The sequence below is a fragment of the Prescottella defluvii genome (genome assembly GCF_000738775.1).
Lineage (GTDB): Bacteria > Actinomycetota > Actinomycetes > Mycobacteriales > Mycobacteriaceae > Prescottella > Prescottella defluvii.
Window position 1 is genome coordinate 12,304 of record NZ_JPOC01000033.1, and the last position, 21,592, is coordinate 33,895.

A 21,592-nucleotide genomic window follows, 5' to 3' on the forward strand; every position below is an offset into this window, starting at 1 on the left:
CCCTGTCACGGGGCGATCGGCGCGCTGAGCGCCGGGAACCAGATGTCGGTGAGCACTTCGGCCGCTTGCTCGCGGGGGACCTCGATCGTCCCCTGCAGGGCCCACCGGGTGAAGAACCGCTCGAGCTGGGCGACGAGCAGCTCGATCCGCAACCGGGCCTCGTCCTGCCGGTGCTGCGGCCAGCGCGCGAGGTACTGCGTCATCGAGTTGGGCAGGGCCACGATTCCGTCGCGGGACGTCTCACGGAACGTGGGTTCGAGGGCGACGGCCTCGTCCCACGCGGGCAGGATGTCCTTGCATTCGTCGAACCAGTCGATGGCCCGGTTCACCCAGGCCGTGAACTCGGCGCGGGAGCCGGTGTCGAGCACACGATCGAGGTCCGCATAGAACGCGAAGACGCTCGGCACCATCTTCTCCGTGCTGATAGCCCGCAGAATCTCGACCTTGCCGGGAAAGTGCAGGTAGAACGTGGCGCGGCTGCACCCGACCGCGGCGGCGATGTCGTCCACGGTGACCGCCGCGTAGCCGTGCGCGCAGAACAGTTCCCGAGCACACTCCATCAGCCGGGTACGGGTCCACCGTTTCTGTTCGTCCCGCAGGCTTCCCCGCCGGCTCTTGATCTCGTCCGCAGCAGCTCCCACGCCTAGACGATCGCCCACACGGACGGGCCCAGGCAAGTCGAATCGCTGATTCGAACTACGGATCGTCATTCACTTGACACATCGTCAGCCGGACTGAAATATGACGCACATCACCTTGGAGTGCGCCGGTGTCGACCACGGCGACGACTGCCCGCGTCGAAAGGAACCATCCCGTGACCAAGTCTGTCGACCCGCAGGCCTACATCGCGTCCGTCATGGCCGGATTGACAGGGCCGGGCGGCCCGTTCGAACTCCACGAAGAGGACGTCCTCGGCGTCCGGATACCGGTGATGAAGCACCGCGATCGGTCTCTCGGCGATGTCCTGGCCACGTCCATCACCTTCGGTGACCGCGACTACCTGGTGACCGAGGACCGCCGAATGAGCTACGCCGAGCACGGGGCGGCCGCTGCCGCGCTGGCCCGCGCCCTGCGCGAAAAGTATGGCGTCGGCAAGGGCGATCGTGTCGGCATCCTCGCCGCCAACGCCCCCGAGTGGGTCGTATCGTTCTGGGCCGCACAGGCACTGGGCGCGATCGCGGTCGGGTTCAACGCGTGGTGGACCACGCGGGAGATCGAGTACGGCATCGGTCACGCGCGGCCGTCGGCACTGATCGTCGACGCCAAGCGGGCAGCCGTCCTCGACGGACTCGACGTCGGCGTCCCGGTCCTCACGATGGAGCAGGACCTGCCGCAACTGATCGAGGAGTTCGCGGGCACCGACCTGCCCGACACCGACGTCGCCGAGGACGATCCTGCGGTGATCCTCTACACCAGCGGCACCAGCGGCCGCCCGAAGGGCGCCGTCCACTCGCACCGGAACCTGTTGTCCGTCATCGGATATCACCGATACAGCGACGCGCTGGCGGCAGCGTTCACCGGCGGCGACCCGCACTCCGATGCGCCGAGCGACCTGCGGTACCTGTTGACCTCACCGCTGTTCCACATCGCGAGCCTGCACAACCTCGTCGTCCCGCGTCTCGCCACAGGCAGCGCGGTCGTGATCCATCAGGGGTCGTTCGACGCGGACCGGGTGCTGCGGTTGATCGAGCGCGAGCGGGTCACCAACTGGGGTGCGGTGCCCACCATGGCGGGCCGGCTCCTCGAACACGACGACGTGACGCGGTACGACCTGTCGTCGCTGACCTCGTTCGCGCTCGCGTCGGCGCCGTCGTCTCCGGGTTTCCAGCAGCGACTGCGCGAGAAGCTGCCGTTCGCCCGCAACGCGCTGGTCGACAGCTACGGGCTCACCGAGTGCAGCACCGCCATTTCGGTGGCGACGCCGATGGATCTGCAGGCGTTCCCCGGCACCCTCGGCCGGCCGATCATCGGTGTCAGCGTGGAGATCCGCGACTCGCTCGGAGAGCCGGTGTCCGACGGGACCGAGGGCGAGATCTGCGCGCGCAGCCCGTACGTGATGCTCGGCTACTGGGACGACGAGGCGGCGACCGCCGCCGCCATCCGCCCCGGACGCTGGCTGCACACCGGCGACTTCGGCGTCATCGAGAACGGGATGGTGCGTCTCACCGGACGTCGCTCCGACCTGATCCTGCGCGGCGGCGAGAACGTCTACCCGGTCGAGATCGAACAGTGCCTCGACGAGCATCCCGCGGTCGCGGAGGCCGCGGTGGTCGGCATCGACCACGCCGACCTGGGACAGGAGGTCGGCGCCGTGGTGGTCGTCCGGCCCGGGATGTCGGTGACGGCAGAAGAACTGCGGGAGTTCGCGTCCGAACGACTCGCGTACTTCAAGGTGCCCACTCGCTGGAAGATCACCACCGACTCGTTGCCGCGCAATGCGACCGGAAAAACGATGCGCACACAAATCACCCTGTGAGCGACACCGTTTCCCGAACCCACCGCTGAAAGAGGCAAGTTTTCCGATGAGCTACGACGCGATCGTCAAGAACGGCCGATGGTTCGACGGCACCGGCGCACCGTCCGCGACCCGGCACCTCGGCATCCGGGACGGCCGGGTCGCCACGGTCTCCGCCGCGCCGATCGACGAGACCGACTGCCCGCGGGTGATCGACGCGGCCGGCAAGTGGGTGATCCCCGGCATGCTCGACATCCACACCCACTACGACGTCGAGGTCCTGCTCCGGCCCCAGCTGGACGAGTCGGTGCGGCACGGCATCACCACCGTGTTCGTGGGCTCGTGCTCGCTGTCGACGATCCATGTGGACCCGTCGGATGCGGGTGACCTGTTCGGCCGGGTGGAGGCGATCCCCCGCCGCCACGTCGTCGACGGCCTCGAGGAACGCAAGACGTGGAACTCGGCACGCGAATACGTCGATGCGCTCGAATCGCTCCCCCTGGGACCGAACGTCGCGGCGTTCATCGGCCACTCCGACATGCGGGCGGCGCTGATGGGTCTCGACCGGGCCACCCGCAAGGAGGTCGCACCCACCGGGGCCGAACTCACCGCGATGGAGCGGCAACTCACCGAGGCCCTCGACGCCGGGTTCGTCGGGATGTCGTCGCAGCAGTTGATGTTCGACAAGCTCGACGGCGAGGTCTGCCGTTCCCGCACACTGCCGTCGACGTACGCGACCACCCGGGAGCGTCGCCGGCTCAACGCTGTCCTGCGGCGCCGCGGCCGCGCGCTGCAGGGCGGCCCGGACGTGGCCCGCCCGCAGAGCATGATGGTGATGGCGCTCAGCAGCCTCGGCATCTTCCGCAAGCCGCTCAAGACGAGCCTGCTCTCGGCCGCCGACGTCAAGGCGATCCCCGGCATCGCGCGACTCTTTCCGCTGATGGCGAAGGTCCTCAACGGCCTCGGCGGCGACTTCCGGTGGCAGCACCTGCCGGTGCCGTTCGAGGTGTACTCCGACGGCATCGACCTCCCCGTGTTCGAGGAGTTCGGCTCGGGTGCGGCGGCGCTGCACCTGTCCAACCAGCTCGACGAGCGGCGGGCACTGCTGGCCGACGAGAGCTACCGGCGCCGGTTCCGCAAGGACTACGACAAGAAGTACGGCCCGCGGGTGTGGCACCGCGACTTCTTCGACGCCGAGATCGTCGAGTGCCCCGACGAATCGGTGATCGGCAAGACCTTCGGTCAGGTCGGGGTGGACCGCGGCGGCGTGCACCCCGTCGACGCCTTCCTCGACCTGGTGGTCGAATACGGCCCCAAGGTGCGGTGGCGTACCACGATCTCGAATCACCGGCCCGAGGTACTGAACATCCTCGCCGCCGATCCCGGTGTGCAACTGGGCTTCTCAGATGCCGGCGCGCACCTGCGGAACATGGCGTTCTACAACTTCGGCCTGCGCTTCCTGCGGCGGGTGCGCGACGCCGAGCAAGCGGGCACACCGTTCCTGTCACCGGAGCGCGCCGTGCACCGGCTCACCGGGGAACTCGCCGACTGGTACGGCCTGGATGCGGGGCACCTGCGCGAAGGCGACCGCGCCGATCTGGTGGTGATCGACCCCGCGCATCTCGACGCCTCACTCGACACGTACGCCGAGTGCCCGATCCCCGAGTACGACAACCTGTCCCGGATGGTGAACCGCAACGACGACGCCGTGTCCGCGGTCCTCGTCGGCGGCCGGTACGTCTTCGGTGACGGTCAGCCGGACCCGGTGCTGGGCTCGTCGCGGACCGGATCCTTCCTGAAGGCTCGAATCAGCTGAGTGCCCTGAGGCTTTCCAACCTGCTCGAGATCGGTGTCCGCCACTCCGCGAGATCCTCGGGCCCGTTCTCGGCCCACAACTCGTGGAGTTCGGAGGTGTCGCTGTCGGCGATCGTGCGTTCGAGGGTCGTGAGGATCCAGGCGCGCTGCTCCGCGGTCAGGGACCGGGCGTACCCGGCGGCGTCGATGCCCTCGAGCTGTACGGGTGCCGGGCGGAGGCCGTGGGCCACTGCGACGACCTCCGCGAGCGCGACGGCTGCCTGCGCGTCGTCCGCCTCGAGGTACTCCTCGTCGACGTGCCGGGTGTAGTCGTCGATGTCGAAGTCACCTGCCCGGATTGCAGCGAGCAGGTCGCCCGCTCCGTCGTTCTCGAACGGTCCCGATCCCCACGTCCCCATGCCTCACTCCTTCTGATCCGCCGGCCGGTCGGCCCGTTGCCACGACCCTACGGTCGGCCACCGACAGGTTGCTGACGCCGTCCGGCCCGGGATGCCATCCTGTCGTAGTGGCGTACAAGGGGTCTCGAACGACATCGACGCACGTCTGGCTCACTCCCGAGGACGAGGCTCTCGTCGGACGGGCCGTCACCGAGGCCGCTCCCGACGCGGCCTGGATGTGCAGCCGTCCCGGCCCCGTCGGCCTCCATCCGGTCCATCTGCACCGGGCGGTCGAGGAGGCGTTCGCCTGCGGGCCTGTGCAGGCCTTCCTTCTCCTGCCGTTCGGGGCCGCGCCGCCCGCCGGCGTCGAGGCGGCCGACGACGTCGGGACCACTCCGGGGCCGGCTCGGCGCGCGATCGTGCAACTCCTGCGTTCTCGGCTGGTGCAGGAGGAGTGGGGGCGGTGCCGGGACGACGACTCCCCGGGCGACGACACCGCATTCCAGGCGGGCAGGCTCGCGGTGCGGTGGTCCGAAGCCGAGGTCGATCCCGACACCGCTCGACTGTTACGCGAGCAGACCGCGGTCGTGTGGAAGGCCCTGCGTTCGGCGACGCGTCCTGCGATGCTCGTCGGCCCGGACGGACGGAGCGCCCGCGGCGGCCGCATCGGGCCGAGCGCGCGCAGCACGGTCACCACGACGGGGATCCCGCTGACGCGCGGGGGCACCGAACGGTGCACGCTCGGCTAGTTCGGGATCCGTTCCGGCTCGCCCGATCGCAGTCCCGCACCGACGTATAGTCGCGCCATGACCCCGAGCCTGGAAGTGGGCACCACCCACGGTGTCGTGCGCGGCCGCAGGATCGGCGACCTGCTCGCCTGGCGCGGAATCCCGTTCGCGGCGCCGCCGATGGGGCCGCTGCGCCTGCGCGCACCGCAGCCCGCCGAACCGTGGAGCGGAGTCCGCGACGCCACCGCGTTCGGCGATGCCGCACCGCAGCACCGGATGGGCTCGGCACTGCGGCCGGGCCGGTACCAGCCGATGTCCGAGGACTGTCTCACGCTCAACGTCCTCGCCCCGGCGACCCCGAGTTCGACGCCGCGTCCGGTCATGGTGTTCATCCACGGCGGCGCCTTCACGATGGGCACCACCGCGCTGGACCTGTACAGCGGGGACCGTCTCGTCCGCCGGGGCGATGTGCTTTTCGTGTCGGTCAACTACCGGCTCGGCTCGCTCGGATACCTCGATTTCAGCGAGTTCTCCACGCCCGAACGGTCGTTCGACTCCAACCTGGGCCTGCGCGACCAGGTGGCGGCGTTGGAGTGGGTGCAGCGGAACATCGCCGCGTTCGGCGGCGATCCCGACAACGTCACGCTGTTCGGCGAGTCCGCGGGTGCCACCTCGGTGACCACGCTGATGGCGACGCCGGCCGCGCGGGGGCTGTTCGCGCGGGCGATCTCGGAGAGTTCGGCACCGGTACTGGTGAACGACGCGTCCCGCGCGCGGCAGTGGGCGCGGGACTTCATGGCACTGCTCGGATCGAACGCGGACGACACTGGGGCGGCGGCGGCCGCCCTGTCCGCGGCCACCCCGGCAGAACTCGGCAGGGCGGGACACCGACTGGGCGCGAAGGTTCTCGCCGAGACGCCGGGGCTGCACCCGTTCGGCCCCGTCGTCGACGGCGACTACCTGCCCGTCACACCACTGCGAGCATTCGCCGACGGCACCGCGCACCGGATTCCGCTGATCATCGGCACCAATGCCCGTGAGGGCACCCTCTTCCCCAAGGTTCTCGACGGCCTGCCCACCGATGCCGCCCGCATCGACGCGATGTTCGCCCTCACCGATCCGGAGGCCCGAGCACGCGTCGTCGCCGCGTACGGCGGCTATCCGGATCCGGTCGCGGCGATCGACCTGGGCGGGGATCTGACGTTCTGGAGACCGTCGGTCCAGATCGCCGAGGCGCACTCCGCCCACGCCCCCACCTACTGTTACCGCTTCGACTTCGCACCGCGCCTGCTGCACCGACTCGGCCTCGGCGCCACACACGCACTCGAACTGTTCGCGGTGTTCGGGTACGGCGATTCCGCCGCGGGACGGGCCCTCACCGCGGTCGGTGGCCGACGTGGACTGCGTTTCGTCACCGAGCGAGTGCAGGAGCACTGGATCTCGTTCGCCCGCAACGGGTCACCGGCACCGTGGTGGCCTACCTACGACGCCGACGTACGCCGCACCCTCGTCGTCGACGTTCCCACCCGGATCGAACGCGATCCGGGCCGGGACCGGCGGCTCGCGTGGGCCGACTACCGCGGATACGGCGGCGAGGACCCGGCGCGCGGCCGCACCGGACCCGAGCATCGGGCATGACGGGCATCGGCCCCGAGGTCACCCTCCAGGACGGCGTGGTTCGCGGTCGCCGACTTCCGGACCTGCTGTCGTGGAGGGGGATTCCGTACGCAGCACCCCCGGTCGGGGCGCTGCGCCTACGCGCTCCGGAACCGGTGCGGCCGTGGGCCGGAGTGCTCGACGCCACCGACTTCGGGCCGCCGGCACCGCAGCAGCGCCGCCGGGGGGACGAGAACTGCCTGACGGTCAACGTGCTGAGGTCGGCGGAACCGAGTGCCGTCGCCCGACCGGTCATGGTGTACGTGCACGGCGGCGCGCACACGGCCGGGACGTCGTCGGATCCGCTCTACAGCGGCGCCGCGCTGGTCCGCCGCGGCGACGTGGTGTTCGTCTCGCTCAACTACCGCCTCGGCGCCCTCGGCTATCTCGACTTCTCCGAGTTCTCCACGCCCGAGCGACCGTTCGACACCAACCTCGGCCTTCGTGACCAGGTCGCCGCACTGCAGTGGGTGCAGCGCAACATCGCCGCGTTCGGCGGCGACCCGGCGAACGTGACACTGTTCGGCGAATCGGCCGGCGCCGACGCCGTCGTGACGCTGATGTGCACGCCGGCCGCGAAGGGCCTGTTCGCGCGTGCCATCGCCCAGAGCCCTCCCCCGGCCACCTCGAACAGCCGGGAACTGGCGGCGCGGTGGGCACGGGAGTTCCTGGACCTCGCGGGGGTGTCGCGGGCGGACGCCGCCGACTATCTCGTGTCGGCGGCGCCCGAGGCGCTCGTCCGCACCGCGGCCACTCTCAGCGCCCACGGGGCCGACGAGGTGCCCGGCACCCGCCCGTTCGCCGCGGTCTCCGACGGCGACCTGCTGCCGGAGCACCCGCTGAACGCATTCGAGGCGGGAACCGAACACCGGGTGCCGCTGCTGATCGGCACCAACGCGCACGAGGGGCGGGTCTTCCCGCGCTTCCTCGACATCCTGCCCACGAACCGGGATCGGATCGAGACGATGCTCGCCGACACCGATCCCGCGATCAGGACCCGGGTGATCGGCGCGTATCCCGGCTACCCGGGCCGGCGGGCCGCCGCCGATCTCGGCGGTGACGTCGTCTTCTGGGAGCCGTCGGTCCGCTGCGCCCACGCGCACACCCGGCACAGCGACACCTACATGTACCGGTACGACTTCGCGCCCCGACTGCTGCGCCTGAGCGGACTGGGAGCGACGCACGCGACGGAACTGTTCGCCGTGTTCGGTGCGCGGGGTGCCGCAACCCGCACCCTCACCTCGCTCGGCGGCCGCCGCGGACTCGACGCCGTGACCGACACGATGCAGGGCCACTGGCTCGGTTTCGCGCGCGGCGGGCGCCCGCTCGGGACCTGGCCGCGGTACTCGCTGGAGCGTCGTGAGACCCTGATCATCGACGAGGTGTCCCGCGTCGAGTCGGATCCGTTGCGCACCCGCCGCGAGGCGTGGCTGGGATACCGGCACCGGCACTGAAATATCCCGTGAGTTATGGTTGCAAACTGCAACCAAATCTCAGGCTGTGGGAGACCCGATGTCCGTGCTCGACAGGCGCCTGGGCGGCGACGGATGGGCCGCCCAGCTCACCAGGTTCGCCCTGGTGGGTGGATCCAGCAATGTGCTGTACGCGCTGTCGTTCCTCGCCCTCGATGCCTACGGGACGCTGATGGCGAACGCCGTCGGCGTCGCGACGAGCACGGTCCTGGCCAACGAACTCCATCGCCGCCGCACCTTCCGCGCCGCCGACCGGGTGCCCTGGTTCGCCGCACAGTGGGAGGGCGGCGCGCTCGCGCTCCTCGGCCTCGTCATCAGTTCCCTGGTGCTCGCCATGCTGCACTTCTTCTTCCCCGACGTCAGCGGTCTGGTCTCGATCGCGCTGGTGATCGCGGTCAGCGGCGTCGTCGGCGGTCTCCGGTTCATCGCACTGCGCGGTTGGGTGTTCGGCCGCCGGGACCGGCTACTTCAGCAGTCGTGACATCCGCCGGTCCGCGAGGACCTTCCCGCCGGTCTGGCACGTCGGGCAGTACTGGAACGACCGCTCCGCATACGACACCTCCCGCACGGTGTCCCCGCACACCGGGCACGGCATTCCCGTCCGTGCGTGCACGGTCATCCCGGCCCGCTTCTCGCCCTTGAGCCGGGCAGCCTCCTGACCGACCGAGCGCTCGACGGCGCCGGACAGTTCCGCCAGCATCGCGTCGTACAGCGCGTCCACCTCGTCGGGCGTCAGCTTGGACGCCGTCGCGAACGGCGACAGCCGGGCGGCGTGCAGGATCTCGTCGGAGTAGGCGTTGCCGATCCCGGCGAGCAGCGACTGGTCCACCAGCGCGGTCTTGATCCGGGCGGTGGTCGCGGAGAGGATCTCGCCGAACTGCGGGCGGGTCACCTCGAGCGCATCCGGCCCGAGTCGCGCGATGCCCGGCACCTCGTCCGGATCGGCGACCACCCACACCGCGAGCCGCTTCTTGGTCCCGGCCTCGGTGAGATCGAACGCGGGCGTCTCGCCGTCCGGGGTGAAGAAGTGCACCCGTAGCGCCAGCGGCCCCTTGCCCGGCTTGGGCGGCGCGGGGCTGGGGTTGTCGATCCAGCGCAGCCAGCCGCCCCGGGACAGATGCGTGATCAGCCACAGCCCGTCGCAGTCCAGCGCGAGATGCTTGCCGAACCGGCGCGCCCCGGTCACGTTGCGGCCCTGCAGCGCGCTGATCGGCGGATCGAACGTCTTGAGCACGCTCAGCGCGGCCACGTCGACGCGCCCCACCACCGCGCCGACCGCATGGTCGCGCAGGAACTGTGCCAGGGCCTCCACCTCGGGCAGTTCGGGCATGGGGTCAGCGTAGGCCCGGGCACCGACGGCCGCGCGCGGATTCGTCTCCCGCGCGCACTGTCGCGCGCGCAGGACGCCAGTTCGCGCGCGGCGTCGGGAAGCCGACCGCAGCAGGCTCAGCGACGGATCAGATAGATGTCCATGATCCAGCCCTTGCGCTCCCGCATCTCGGCGCGCACGCGGACGATCTCGTCCTCCACCTCGCGCAGCTTGCCGGAGATCAGGACTTCGTCGGGCAGGCCCAGGTAGGCGCCCCACCAGATCTCGGCGTCGTCACCGGGCACGTGGGTGAAGCTGCATTCGGCGTCGAGCATCACCACGGCCGTGCCGACACCGTCGGGCAGACCGTCGCGGAGCTTGCGGCCGGTGGTGACGTGGACGGGCTCGCCGATCCGGTTGAGGACGATGCGGTGTTGCGCGGCGAGGGACTGGATGCTCGTGACGCCGGGGATCACCGTGTAGTCGAAGGTCTCGTTGCCGCGCGCGAGGACGCGTTCGACGATCCGCAGCGTGCTGTCGTAGAGCGACGGGTCGCCCCACACGAGGATCGCGCCGACGCCGTCCTCGGCCGCGAACCTCTCCTCGAACACCTGGGCCCGACGGTCGTGCCAGTCGTCGACGACGGTGCCGTAGTCGGCCTGAGCGGAGCCCGCGGAGCGAACAGAAGGCACGTTGTTGCGCTCGCGCGGCGGGTCGACGATGTCGACGATCCGGTAGTCGCGGTCCATGTGCTCGGACAGGATGGTGGTCCTCAGGTCGACGAGTTCCTGCTTCTCGTCGCCCTTCCCGATGACGAAGAACACATCGGCCCGGTTCATGGCCTTCACGGCCTGGATCGTCACCTGGTCGGGGTCGCCGGCACCGATGCCGATCACGAGGAGCTCACGCATGGGGCAATTGTCCCGGCAACCGACGACCCCACCTAGACTCGGGTCCGTGCACTCGCCGTATGAAGACCTGCTCCGCCTCGTCATGGACACCGGAACGCCGAAGGCCGACCGCACCGGAACCGGGACGCGCAGCATCTTCGGACACCAGATGCGCTGGGATCTCGCCGAGGGGTTCCCTCTGGTCACCACCAAGAAGGTGCACCTCAAGTCCATCGTCTACGAGCTGCTGTGGTTCCTGCGCGGCGAGTCCAACGTCCAGTGGCTGCGGGAGCACGGCGTCACCATCTGGGACGAGTGGGCGGACGCCGACGGCGAGCTGGGCCCGGTGTACGGCGTGCAGTGGCGCTCGTGGCCGACGCCGTCCGGCGAACACATCGACCAGATCACCAAGGTCATCGAGATGCTGAAGACCAACCCTGACTCGCGCCGGATCATCGTCTCGGCGTGGAACGTGGCCGACCTCGACGACATGGCGCTGCAGCCGTGCCACGCGTTCTTCCAGTTCTACGTCGCCGACGGCAAGCTCAGCTGCCAGCTGTACCAGCGCAGTGCCGACCTGTTCCTGGGCGTGCCGTTCAACATCGCCAGCTACGCGCTGCTCACCCACATGGTGGCGCAGCAGGCCGGGCTCGAGGTGGGCGACTTCATCTGGACCGGCGGCGACTGCCACATCTACGACAACCACGTCGACCAGGTCACCGAGCAACTCTCGCGCGAGCCGCTGGCGTATCCGACGCTGAAACTGAACAAGCGGGACTCGATCTTCGACTACACCTTCGAAGACGTCGAGATCGTCGATTACCGCCACCACCCCGCGATCAAGGCGCCGGTGGCGATCTGATGATCGGTCTGATCTGGGCGCAGACGACGGCCGGGGTGATCGGCCGCGACAACACGATCCCGTGGCGCGTCCCCGAGGACATGGCGCACTTCAAGGACACCACCATGGGCCAACCCGTGGTGATGGGCCGGCTGACGTGGGATTCGCTGCCGCCGAAGTTCCGTCCGCTGCCCGGACGCCGGAACATCGTCGTCACCCGCCAGGACGGGTGGAATGCGGACGGCGTGGAGACCGCGCACGGCATCGAGCAGGCACTCACCCTGGCAGGCGACACCGCCTGGGTCATGGGCGGCAGCCAGATCTACACGGCGGCAATGCCATTCGCGGATCTGCTGTCGGTGACCGAGATCGACGCGGACATCGAGGGCGATGCCTTCGCGCCGAAGATCGGCGACGACTGGGTCGTCGGCGACGAGGGCGACTGGCACATCTCGGAGAAGTCCGGTCTGCGCTACCGCTTCCTCACCTACGTCCGCGGCTGACCGTCCCGCTCGACGGTGTCCGAACCGTTAGCCCGATAACCCGGATGTCTCCGGCACGGTGGGTCATACTGCGGGGGCACCGTCCCTGCAGTCTCCGGGAGTGACCTGTGATGGACAAGACCTCGCTGACGGCCCTAGCTCGGCAGCAACTCAAGCTGGCGGCCACGTCGTCCAGTGGGCGCAGTTCGCAGACCGTGTACGGCGGCCATCAACGCAGTCTGCGTCAGACGGTGATCGCGCTCGGCGCCGGCAGGAGCCTGGCCGAGCACGACAGCCCCGGCGAGGCGACGCTGATCGTGCTCAGCGGCAAGCTCGCGCTGATCTGCGGCGAGGACTCGTGGAAGGGCTCGACCGGGGACATGCTGATCGTTCCCGCGGCCCGGCACAGCGTCGAGGCGCTCGAGGACGTCGCGTTCCTGCTGACGGTCGCGAAGTAGTCAGACCATCTGCGCGTCGACGTCGGGCAGGAGCCCGATCGACAGCAGACCTTCGACGAACCCGCGCAACGCGGCCTCGTCCGCCGTGTCGACGGCACCCTCGACGACGATGAGCGAGGCCACCAACCGGAAGGCCCACTCACAGACCGTGCGGGCACTCAGCGCCACGAGTTGCTGCGGGGTGAACAGTCGTTCGAAGTGCGGGATCAGGAAATCGGATCCTCGTTCGATCAGCGGCGCCGCACGCACCGTGAACCACGGCAACACGAGGGCCGGATCGTCGCGAAGGGCCTTCTGCAGCAGCGTGTGCCGCCGCGCGTAACACACCGCGAAGACGATGCAGTCGACGAATCCGCCCTGCAGTCGGTCGCGGCCGCGCAGCACCGGATCGAGCTGGGCGAAGAACCGCGCGAGCTCGCGCTGGAACAGTCCCTCGAATATCGCGGTCTGGTCGCCCACATGCTTGTAGACGGTCGGCCGCGACAGGCCCGCTCGCTCGGCGATCTGGGCGTGCAGCCGCGTGCTGTAGCCGACGTCGATCAGGCACGCCTCGGCCGCATCGAGGATGCGTTCTCGAATCGCGGTGGGGCTCAAATCCTGTGCACGGGAGTTCACCGCAGAGAGTGTAGCGGCGCGGTCCCCCTGAACAGGCGCATCCGGCACTTCGGTGCAACCGCGTCGATCTCGCGACCTGCGACCGGATCGAAAGGAGTCCGGCGCCGACCCCCTCCCCCGAGGATCGACGCCGGACAGTCGAGGTGCCGTCGGCAGGCCACCACGACCCCGCCGAAGACAACTTCACCAACTGAATCGACGTCGGAGTGCAACGTGTTACACGTGCGGCGGAAAAAGTTCTCGCCACTATGCTGCGGGCATGGTGAACAGCGGAAACTGGAACTTCGGGGAGTTCGACAACCTGGAGGAGCTGCTCGCCGACATGCGCAGTCGACTGGTCGACAGTGTCGCGACGCCGGCCCGGCTGCGGGAACTGCTCGAGGCGGTCCTGGTGGTGGGCGCCGGACTGGAACTCGATTCGATCCTGCAGCGGATCGTGCAGGCCGCGACGACCCTGCTGGACGCGCGCTACGGCGCGTTGGGTGTGCGCGATCCCGACGGTGGGCTGTCCGAGTTCGTGTACGAGGGCATCACCCCGGAGGAACGGGCCCGGATGGGGCATCTGCCGGAGGGCCACGGGCTGCTCGGCCTGCTGATGGAGCACCCCCGACCGGTCCGGGTCGCACACCTGGGCGCACATCCGGCGTCGGTCGGCTTCCCGCCGAACCATCCACCGATGGACAGCTTCCTCGGCATGCCGATCATCGTGCGCGGACGGGTGTTCGGCAGCATCTACCTCACCGAGAAGCGGACCGGACCGGAGTTCACCGACGAGGACGAGACCATCCTCGACGCCCTCGCCACGTCCGCGGGCGTCGCGATCGACAACGCCCACCTGTTCGAGGAGTCCCGGACCCGGGAACGCTGGCTGACCGCGCTCGCGTCGTCCAACGCCCGCCTGTTGTCCGGCGGGTCCATCGACGAGGCGCTCGAGCTCCTGGTGACGCGCACCCTCGACCTGTGCAGGGCGACCGGCGCATACGTGTTGGTGGTCGAGGACGAGGACGGCGCCGTCGTCGAGGCGGCGGCCGGCGGCGACGGCCCGCGACCGGGTAGCCGGATCGACCTGTCGGGCTCGGACCTGCTGCCGGTGGTCCGCGCGCGCAGGCCCGCCCTGTTCACGAAGCAGGACCGCGTGGCCCCGTTCGCCGCCGGCAGCGACGCCCGGGTCGCGGCCCTGCCGCTGTCCACGACGTCCGGTGTCGCGGGCATGCTCGTCGTCACGCGCGAGGGTCTGGGGTGGACACCGGACGAGATCGCGCGGCTGGGCTCGATGGCCGACTCGGCCGCGCTCGCCGTCGAGTTCGCCGACCAGCAGCACCGGCGCCGACAGCTCGACGTACTGGCCGACCGTGACCGCATCGCCCGCGACCTGCACGACAACGTCATCCAGCAGTTGTTCGCGACCGGGATGAGCCTGCAGAGTCTGCTGCTCGACGAGAACGCACCCGTGCCGGAGTCCGCGGCGGGCACGCTCACCAAGTCGGTGTCCCAGCTCGACCGCATGATCCACGAGATCCGCACCACTATCTTCGACCTGCAGACCGCCGGTGAGCAGGCCCCCACCAGCCTGCGGCGACGACTGCTCGACGCGATCGGCGATCTGACGACCCGGTCGGTGCTGGTCCCGAACGTGCAGTTCACCGGCGCCATCGACACGCTGGTGCCGACGCGGATCCATCCGCACGCCGAGTCGGTGCTGCGCGAAGGCCTGAGCAATGCGCTGCGGCACGCGGACGCGACCACGATCACCGTCGCGATCGACGCCGCCGATCACCTGACCATCCGCATCTGCGACGACGGCGTCGGGGTCTCCGAGACGACGCGGCGCAGCGGGCTCGACAACCTGGCCCGGCGGGCCGAACAGTGCGGCGGCAGTTGCACCGTCCTCCCCGGACCCGGCGGCGGAACCGAACTGACGTGGCGGGTGCCGCTGCGGTGAGGCTACGCACGCGCCCATTTCGGCTGACTCCTGGAGCAACACCACCCCACATCTTTGACAGCACGTCAACTACCTGGGGAAACAAGTCAGTCAGCGCGTGCGCTCCGGAAAGATCAGAGTTGATCTTCTACCCGGTCCCTACGGGACACGAGCGGCTGGGCCTCCGTGAGGTGCATACGTACGACCTGCGTCATCGACTTCCTCTGCATGTTGATCTTTCGCATCAGCGTCTCGACCTCATGCATATTGGGACTTTCGTGATGTTGCACTACGTCACCGAGCGCATCGAAGCTCTTGTCGAGTAGCTCGCGTGTGTCTTCGTAGAGGTCCGTGATCGCCTGCTGAGTGTTCGGCTCTGTAACCATCATCAGGGCTGGCGTGAAGACCATCTCCAGATTCTTCAGTGCGTCGAGCCATGGCATGTACTCCGCATACAATCTTTCGGCTAGTTCGACAGTCCTCGACGGAGCGTTCGCGACTTCATAAATTGCCTCTCTAGCCCGGATGTACGGTTGATTAAGATCAGCAATCGCAGCCCAAATTGGCGGGATGGCCTTGAGCATCTCGTCTCTGCGCTTGGAGTCAAGCTCGTGGAAGAGCCGAGCGTCCGCCCGCTCGGCCGCCTCCTTCGCGTCCCGCCGGCCGAGCCATGTCTGGAGTAGCGCCGCGCTCACCGCCCCGAACGTCATCAATCCACCGAACCAAGCACCCGCCGCTGCCCATTCCGATCCTGTCCATCCAGACCATCGGCTGATGCTGGACACCAAGTACTTGATCAGAAAGAACAGTGAGAAGAGCAGGGTAGGCATGAGAAGTAGCTTGCTAATCCAGCTCAGCGTCATGTACCCACGGGGAGGCTTGTCACCACCAGCGCTCACGAGCTGACAACCCTGGCGTACCCGAGTGCACCCGCAACCAGCTCCGCAAACCCGAAGTAGAAGTGGCTCAGCTGGATCATCGCAGTTACGCAGGCATGCTTGTAGAAGGTCTCGTTGTACGGGTCGCTTGTCATCTCAGCGAGGCGCTCGCGGTGTTTACCCCAGTGCAAGCTGTCGCCGTAGTTGTAGGTGACGATAATCTCGTCAGGCTTCACGCCCATGAAGGTCTTCGGAACATCGGGACGATTGTCAGGCTGAAGGCGCTCACAAATCAGAGTTGCGGCCATCTTGTCCATCAGCTTGCCGCGAGAGCTGCGCCAGCTCTGCAAGATCTCACGAGTCTCCTTGGCCTGAGCCTCTTCAAGCTCACCAGCTGCCTTTTCGAGAAATGCCATGATCTTGGAGAAGCTTGCCTCGTCACCGGCGTTGTGGATCTGACGGAACGTAGTCGAGAAGCCGGTGAAAGCCTCGTGACTCGGCAGGTCACCATCGACAGACCACTCGCCATTGTGCGATGAGAGCGTCATACCACCGTCGTCGTTCACGACTGAGTACGAAGCGAGATTCTTACAGGTCTCGACGAACCGTTGCGCAGCCGCTCGCTCGGACTCGCTAAGGAAGCCCCGGAGGTAGGGGAACTCCGCTGGATCGTCAAGGTCGAACAGGTAGGTCAGCCGCCCCCAGTGGTAGTCGAAGCCCATCGGATCACGCGCGAATTCCTTCAGCGGCGCAGGGAACTTCAGCTCGACGGGCATGATCGTGTCTTCCAGCGGAATCGCGGTCACCTCGATGCTGTTTGTCAACAACTGACTCTCCGCGCCAGTGATCTTGAGCATGAAGCACGACGGGCCGTACTCAAGCGACATGAACCCTTGCTCAGGCATCGATTCAGAGGCCACTGTGGCAACGCGCTTCGCGACAACCCTCGCCGGCTTTGGCTTGCGGTTCTTGCTCCGACGCCCCGGACTCTTCCCCATCACGTACCTTTCGTTCGGTTTGTCTGCGCTTGATCGTACAAACCACCGCCGACACAATCGCGCGATCAGCCGTCGAACGACAACCGCCGGGTACAAAGCTCGGCACATTTGCGTGTCGCGCCTGCAAACAAGAAGCGAGCGATCAAGCCCGCCCCTCGCCCGGAGTTCGATCTCGAGGACTACGTGCGCCGGTCTACGGAGGCATCTGGCGTACCCGAGAAGATCGAGGACACCACTACCATCGTCAAGGCAGCTTCACTGCTTCAAAGCGCGCGCCGAGACCGAGAAGAAGCACGGGATAGACCAAAGGGGTAAGATGGGGAATCGCCTTGGGGTGCTTAGCGATTGGCGCACTCCTCCAGCAACACCACCCCACTTCTTTGACAGCACGTCAACTACCTGGAGAAACGGGGAGACTAGGGTCACGAGCCGGCTTGAAACCTGTGTCACACCGGCTTCACCTGTTCCCGCAGTAGTGAGCGGGGTCGCGCAGAGTTAGCGGACGGCGGTGGTAACCGGGTCAAGGAAGAAGTGGCACGACCGCTCCTCATAGCGGTCGACCTCTGCCGTGACGCTCAGGTTCGTCCCCACGCCGATCGTGTCCGGCACCGAGCCGACCCAGGGAAGATCGTTCAGGGTGCTCACACCACGGAACTTGAAATTCGGCCCGGGCGAGGACGTTTCGCTGAAGTCGCCCGCATTGATGAGGATTTCGGTTCTGGTACTCGCGCCCCCATGGGGTCCCATCGCGCCGATGTAGCCCGGGAACGCGATCGTCTGACCTCTATGCGCCGCAGCGAACGCTGCGATGTCTGGCGCGCAGTAGTCAGTCCCGGCGAGGATAGCCGCGAGCTCAGGACTGTTCTCAGGCGTGAGCACAACGTCATCAAGTTCCGGCGATGGCGTTGGTGCCGCGTCTGTCGATTCCGGGGACGGTTGTTCGCTCGGTGCAGCTGCCGTTTGGCTCGGCACAGGACTCGCGGATTCCGCTGGAGCAGTGTTCCTCTCGCCGCTCACCCCGATGGCGATGATGGTCGCGAGCACGAACACGCCGCCACCGACGATCCAAAGAAGCTGGCGAGACTTGGGCTTCGGGCGTCGGAACGTGATTTCCGTCTGCACCTTACCGGGCGCCTGAGAGACAAACTCCCAGCCATCGTCTTCCCACTTCTTGATGGTCCGCGACTCCATGCCGCGGATCGCGCGGACCGTCCTCGTCTCGTACCTGACTTCAGTGTCCGTTGTCATGCCCACAGCTCCCCCCCCCCAGATTCATGCCGAAAGTGACCGGCCTCGCAGGAGCCTACCGACCTCACCGCTTCCGCCCGATCGCGACGCCCCACCCAAATGCTCCGTTCGTTCGGGGATCGGCCAGTGCATCACTTCGGTCGTGATTTACAAACAACAGCACATTTCCGCCTCGTGCCTGCCAACAAGAAGCGAGCGATCCAACCCGCACCCATCGACGAGTTTGATCCCGAGAACTACGTGCGCCGGTAGTCCTGCACCACCCCGCGCATTGACAGCGCATCGACGTTCCGGGATAGGGGAGTCTTCGGGACGACGGGCCGCCGAACGTCGGGCATATCATGCGTTCAAACGCCACCGTTCGAAGGGATCACACCGCTAGGGTGTCGGCGCATGGAGCTCATTTTCCCGGTCTTGATCTTGGCACTAGTGGTCGGCCTCGTCGTCGCGACGAGCTCAACAAAGAAGAAGCAGCCAGCATCGTCGGCACCGATTGGCTATACAGACACCGGGCAACCGATCTATCAGGTGGTCGGCTACACCTCTGACGGCCAACCCGTAACTGCTGATCGCGTTGTAGGTGGCCGCCCGTACAGTCCCCGCACGAATTCACTCGCGGTGGTTGCGCTTGTACTCGGGCTGGTGGTCGCTCCCCTCGCTATTCCGGTCGGGCATGTCTCCCGAGCCCAGATCAAAGCCACTGGCGAACAGGGCAGCGGGATGGCTTTGGCTGGTTTGATTCTCGGCTACTTGTCACTTGTTGGAATTGTGGTACTCGTCGCCGTTCTCGCGAACCCCTGAGAATTGGAGCAGGGAGCATGACATGCTCCCCGTCCGCTTCACATCGAGACCTGTTTCAACACCGATTCGTCCAGTCGAGCAAGATTGGCGCACTACCGCCCTCCCACTCCCGGGTTCGGAAGAACGGGCAGCTCGTTTGCACGGACGACTGCGGCGCGTCTGACGGACTTCAATGTCGAGTAGAAGCCATTGTGTGCGTTGGCATCCAGGTTGAGTGGAACGTCCAGGCTGGTGATCAACTGGTGTTCCAGTACCCATGGTTCGGGATGACACACCCACGACACCAAGGCGTTCTCCGCCATCCACTCGGACAACGTCTTCTCTCCCGCCACGAAGGTCCGTCGATTGCCCGAACCAACTCGACGCAGTTCGATCCCCAGGCGATCCGACAGCAGGCACCCCAAAGTCTTGCGAAGTGTCGAGCCTTCCGCGTTCCCCGTGTAGTGGGTTCGGATGCGCTTGCGGATGTCCTGGGTGCTGGGCGCTTTCCCATTGGCAGGCGGCGCTGAGGGGCTGATTCCCGTATACAGCAGGGTCAGTCCGTCCTTCTTTGCACAGCTCGACGTATCGATGTCGGCCGGCAACTCCCGGAACCACCAGCCATAGACGCCAGGAGAGGCCGGCACCGGGCACGGACGAGACAGAACCTGGGCGCGGGCGAAGGGAAGCGCCGCCAGGTAGAGCGCGCTTTCGTTCGGGGAATCGTCAACGGTCGAGATCGTGGCCATGGCGAGGATGTTCGCACAGAGATCCGACAATCAAACACGTCGGTCTGATCTGCTTTGATGAGCACTTCGCCGGCACATGCCCACGAACCGGAGGCACTCAGGTGAATGCCATACTCGGCTCCGGAATCACACCAACCGCGACTAGCGGCGCCGGCTGCTTCGCAGTTCCGTCGCGAGGACCGCGGCCTGGGTGCGCCGCTGCATGCCGAGCTTGGCGAGCAGGCGCGAGACGTAGTTCTTGATCGTCTTCTCCGCGAGGAAGAGTCGCTCGGCGATCTCCCGGTTGGTCAGGCCCTGCCCGATCAGGTCGAAGACCGCGCGTTCCTGTTCGGACAGTTCGGCGAGCGGGTCGACGGTGCGCTCGGAGCGGATCCGCTGCATCAGCGCGGTCGTGGCGCGGCTGTCGAGGAGCGAACCGCCCGCGCCGACCGTCCGAACCGCCGAGATCAGGTCGGTGCCGAGGATCTGCTTGAGCACGAAGCCCGATGCGCCGGCCATGACGGCGTCGAAGAGGGCCTCGTCGTCGGCGTACGACGTGAGCATCAGGCAGCGCAGATCCGGCAGCACGGCCCGCAGGTCGCGGCACAGTTCGACACCGTTGCCGTCTGGCAGGCGGACGTCGAGTACGGCGACGTCGGCGCCACTGGACGGGATCCTGGTCATCGCCTCGCCCACCGAGGCGGCCTCGCCGACGACGGTGAGGTCGGGCGCGCTGCCCAGGAGATCCACCAGTCCGCGTCGCACGATCTCGTGATCGTCGACGAGAAAGACCCGGGTCATCGGTGCACCTTCCGTAGCTGTCGGAAACGACGCTACCGCGCCGCGTGCCCGTGACCGATGCCGGACCTCCCGCTGCACGGAATCCGATCTGCCGGCGGGGTGGGCGTCCCTCTAGCGTCGGTCCCGTGTCGGTGCGTTGAGAGGAGTCCGATGACGAGTGCGGCGGAGGCCACCGTCTACATCGTCGACGAGATGGAGGTCGTGCCCGGCCGGGCGCGCGCGTTCCTCGCGTCGTACCTCGAGCGGTACGCACCGGGGGCGAAGGCGCGCGGCCTCACCCTCGACCGCGTGCTGGTCAGTCCACCGGTGTGGCTCACCGATCAGTCGAACACGGTCACCGTGACGTGGACCGTGGCGGGAGCGGACGAGTGGTGGCAGCAGCGGTGGGCGGCGGGACGCGATCCCAGTGTCGCGCAGTGGTGGGCCGACGCCGACGACTGGCTGATCCGACGGAGTCGCAGCACGTCCTGCGCGGCCGACGACGTCACGGCGGTGACCAGTGTTTGAGGTCACGAAGCTGATCCGGTTCGCCGACGACATCGGTGAATCCGGCCGCGAGGCGCTTTTGTCGGGCCTCGCGTCCGATGTCGCGCCGCATGCACGGCACGCACTGGTCCGCCGCACCCTGCCGGGGGGAATCTCGGCCGGGGACGCCCTCGCACGATTCCGTTTCGACAGCGAATCCGACTGGCGCGCAGCGCAGAAGGATGTCGAGGGGCGACTGTGGACGGGGTCGGTCGCGCACGTGGATTCGGTCACGCACACCGGGACTGCGCGCCCCGCCCCCGGCGGGCGGCCGCCGACGGTGTTCCGGACGCTGCTCGTCGCGGTCGATCAGGCCACCGACCCGGAACTGGTGCGGCAGTTCGAGACCGAGACCGCTGCGATGCCGGAGTACATCACCTCGATCGGGGCGTCGCAGCTGAGCCGGGTGCACGACGCATCCGGCACCGCACGCTGGACGCACGTGTGGGAGCAGGAGTACGTGAGTCTCGACGGACTCACCGGGCCCTACATGACCCACCCGTACCACTGGGCGCACGTCGACCGATGGTTCGACCCCGAGCGTGGCCGACGGATAGTGACCGCGTTGTGCCACAGCTTCTGTCACGTCGAGGAGTCGATACTCGACAGCTGAGC

General features: G+C 67.5%; 23 protein-coding genes. 13 read left to right on the forward strand and 10 right to left on the reverse strand.

What is annotated here, in order from left to right; all coding sequences use genetic code 11:
- Positions 1-5: 5 nt before the first annotated feature.
- On the reverse strand, positions 6-659 hold the full coding sequence (locus IJ15_RS0112740; protein WP_407984087.1) for a TetR/AcrR family transcriptional regulator: 654 nt from the start codon (positions 657-659) through the stop codon (positions 6-8).
- A 155-nt stretch (positions 660-814) separates the two neighbouring features.
- On the opposite strand from IJ15_RS0112740, the gene IJ15_RS0112745 reads away from it, so the two are divergent.
- Positions 815-2,476 (forward strand): class I adenylate-forming enzyme family protein, encoded by a 1,662-nt coding sequence (locus IJ15_RS0112745; protein WP_031938724.1) that lies wholly within the window; start codon positions 815-817, stop codon positions 2,474-2,476.
- Between the two features lie 46 nt (positions 2,477-2,522).
- Positions 2,523-4,271, forward strand: coding sequence for an N-acyl-D-amino-acid deacylase family protein (locus IJ15_RS0112750; RefSeq protein WP_031938725.1), 1,749 nt, complete (start codon positions 2,523-2,525; stop codon positions 4,269-4,271).
- Here IJ15_RS0112750 and IJ15_RS0112755 read toward each other — a convergent pair.
- On the reverse strand, positions 4,264-4,668 hold the full coding sequence (locus tag IJ15_RS0112755; RefSeq protein WP_031938726.1) for a DUF4259 domain-containing protein: 405 nt from the start codon (positions 4,666-4,668) through the stop codon (positions 4,264-4,266). The two genes, IJ15_RS0112750 and IJ15_RS0112755, sit on opposite strands and share 8 nt — an antisense overlap.
- Before the next feature lie 107 nt (positions 4,669-4,775).
- On the opposite strand from IJ15_RS0112755, the gene IJ15_RS0112760 reads away from it, so the two are divergent.
- The 4 genes from IJ15_RS0112760 to IJ15_RS0112775 are packed head-to-tail and all read left to right on the forward strand — an operon-like array spanning position 4,776 to position 8,984.
- Positions 4,776-5,396: a hypothetical protein gene (locus IJ15_RS0112760; RefSeq protein WP_031938727.1), complete on the forward strand. Its 621-nt coding sequence runs from the start codon at positions 4,776-4,778 to the stop codon at positions 5,394-5,396.
- 57 nt (positions 5,397-5,453) lie between these two features.
- The gene (locus tag IJ15_RS0112765) at positions 5,454-7,013 is read left to right on the forward strand and encodes a carboxylesterase/lipase family protein (protein ID WP_051918828.1); all 1,560 of its coding nucleotides are present in this window, start codon (positions 5,454-5,456) and stop codon (positions 7,011-7,013) included.
- A complete protein-coding gene (locus IJ15_RS0112770) occupies positions 7,010-8,485 on the forward strand; it encodes a carboxylesterase/lipase family protein (protein ID WP_031938729.1) in 1,476 nt (491 codons plus the stop codon). Before IJ15_RS0112765 ends, IJ15_RS0112770 begins: the two co-directional genes overlap by 4 nt.
- 58 nt (positions 8,486-8,543) lie before the next feature.
- Positions 8,544-8,984 carry a GtrA family protein gene (locus IJ15_RS0112775; protein WP_031938730.1) on the forward strand — a complete coding sequence of 147 codons (441 nt, stop codon included), beginning with the start codon at positions 8,544-8,546 and terminating at the stop codon, positions 8,982-8,984.
- Here the strand turns inward: IJ15_RS0112775 and IJ15_RS0112780 are convergent.
- Positions 8,967-9,833 carry an Fpg/Nei family DNA glycosylase gene (locus tag IJ15_RS0112780; RefSeq protein ID WP_031938731.1) on the reverse strand — a complete coding sequence of 289 codons (867 nt, stop codon included), beginning with the start codon at positions 9,831-9,833 and terminating at the stop codon, positions 8,967-8,969. The genes IJ15_RS0112775 and IJ15_RS0112780 overlap by 18 nt on opposite strands.
- Positions 9,834-9,949: 116 nt before the next feature.
- Positions 9,950-10,723 carry a precorrin-6A synthase (deacetylating) gene (cobF, locus tag IJ15_RS0112785; protein WP_031938732.1) on the reverse strand — a complete coding sequence of 258 codons (774 nt, stop codon included), beginning with the start codon at positions 10,721-10,723 and terminating at the stop codon, positions 9,950-9,952.
- Here cobF and IJ15_RS0112790 point away from each other — a divergent pair.
- The 3 genes from IJ15_RS0112790 to IJ15_RS0112800 all read left to right on the forward strand — a co-directional run bounded on the left by IJ15_RS0112790 (position 10,722) and on the right by IJ15_RS0112800 (position 12,483).
- On the forward strand, positions 10,722-11,564 hold the full coding sequence (locus tag IJ15_RS0112790; protein ID WP_051918830.1) for a thymidylate synthase: 843 nt from the start codon (positions 10,722-10,724) through the stop codon (positions 11,562-11,564). The two genes, cobF and IJ15_RS0112790, sit on opposite strands and share 2 nt — an antisense overlap.
- The gene (locus IJ15_RS0112795) at positions 11,564-12,046 is read left to right on the forward strand and encodes a dihydrofolate reductase (RefSeq protein ID WP_031938734.1); all 483 of its coding nucleotides are present in this window, start codon (positions 11,564-11,566) and stop codon (positions 12,044-12,046) included. Before IJ15_RS0112790 ends, IJ15_RS0112795 begins: the two co-directional genes overlap by 1 nt.
- Positions 12,047-12,156: 110 nt before the next feature.
- The gene (locus IJ15_RS0112800) at positions 12,157-12,483 is read left to right on the forward strand and encodes a cupin domain-containing protein (protein WP_031938735.1); all 327 of its coding nucleotides are present in this window, start codon (positions 12,157-12,159) and stop codon (positions 12,481-12,483) included.
- Here IJ15_RS0112800 and IJ15_RS0112805 read toward each other — a convergent pair whose 3' ends face one another.
- Entirely contained in the window at positions 12,484-13,098 is a 615-nt protein-coding gene (locus tag IJ15_RS0112805) for a TetR/AcrR family transcriptional regulator (RefSeq protein ID WP_031938736.1), read from the reverse strand.
- Positions 13,099-13,357: 259 nt separating this feature from the next.
- Between IJ15_RS0112805 and IJ15_RS0112810 the strand changes: the two genes are divergently transcribed.
- Positions 13,358-15,040, forward strand: coding sequence for a sensor histidine kinase (locus tag IJ15_RS0112810; protein WP_031938737.1), 1,683 nt, complete (start codon positions 13,358-13,360; stop codon positions 15,038-15,040).
- Positions 15,041-15,153: 113 nt separating this feature from the next.
- On the opposite strand, the gene IJ15_RS0112815 is transcribed toward IJ15_RS0112810, so the two are convergent.
- The 3 genes from IJ15_RS0112815 to IJ15_RS25275 all read right to left on the reverse strand — a co-directional run bounded on the left by IJ15_RS0112815 (position 15,154) and on the right by IJ15_RS25275 (position 18,143).
- Positions 15,154-15,882 carry a hypothetical protein gene (locus IJ15_RS0112815; RefSeq protein ID WP_031938738.1) on the reverse strand — a complete coding sequence of 243 codons (729 nt, stop codon included), beginning with the start codon at positions 15,880-15,882 and terminating at the stop codon, positions 15,154-15,156.
- A 32-nt stretch (positions 15,883-15,914) separates the two neighbouring features.
- Positions 15,915-16,895 (reverse strand): hypothetical protein, encoded by a 981-nt coding sequence (locus IJ15_RS0112820; protein WP_231569521.1) that lies wholly within the window; start codon positions 16,893-16,895, stop codon positions 15,915-15,917.
- A 495-nt stretch (positions 16,896-17,390) separates the two neighbouring features.
- On the reverse strand, positions 17,391-18,143 hold the full coding sequence (locus IJ15_RS25275) for a DUF4839 domain-containing protein (RefSeq protein WP_156112090.1): 753 nt from the start codon (positions 18,141-18,143) through the stop codon (positions 17,391-17,393).
- Positions 18,144-18,536: 393 nt separating this feature from the next.
- On the opposite strand from IJ15_RS25275, the gene IJ15_RS0112830 reads away from it, so the two are divergent.
- Positions 18,537-18,944: a DUF4190 domain-containing protein gene (locus IJ15_RS0112830; RefSeq protein WP_081880718.1), complete on the forward strand. Its 408-nt coding sequence runs from the start codon at positions 18,537-18,539 to the stop codon at positions 18,942-18,944.
- 92 nt (positions 18,945-19,036) lie between these two features.
- On the opposite strand, the gene IJ15_RS0112835 is transcribed toward IJ15_RS0112830, so the two are convergent.
- On the reverse strand, positions 19,037-19,672 hold the full coding sequence (locus tag IJ15_RS0112835) for a GIY-YIG nuclease family protein (protein WP_031938742.1): 636 nt from the start codon (positions 19,670-19,672) through the stop codon (positions 19,037-19,039).
- Between the two features lie 141 nt (positions 19,673-19,813).
- A complete protein-coding gene (locus IJ15_RS0112840; RefSeq protein WP_031938743.1) occupies positions 19,814-20,452 on the reverse strand; it encodes a response regulator in 639 nt (212 codons plus the stop codon).
- Between the two features lie 150 nt (positions 20,453-20,602).
- Here IJ15_RS0112840 and IJ15_RS0112845 point away from each other — a divergent pair, with 150 nt between their 5' ends.
- Entirely contained in the window at positions 20,603-20,959 is a 357-nt protein-coding gene (locus IJ15_RS0112845) for a hypothetical protein (protein WP_031938744.1), read from the forward strand.
- The gene (locus IJ15_RS0112850) at positions 20,952-21,590 is read left to right on the forward strand and encodes a Dabb family protein (RefSeq protein ID WP_031938745.1); all 639 of its coding nucleotides are present in this window, start codon (positions 20,952-20,954) and stop codon (positions 21,588-21,590) included. Before IJ15_RS0112845 ends, IJ15_RS0112850 begins: the two co-directional genes overlap by 8 nt.
- Positions 21,591-21,592 lie beyond the last annotated feature (2 nt).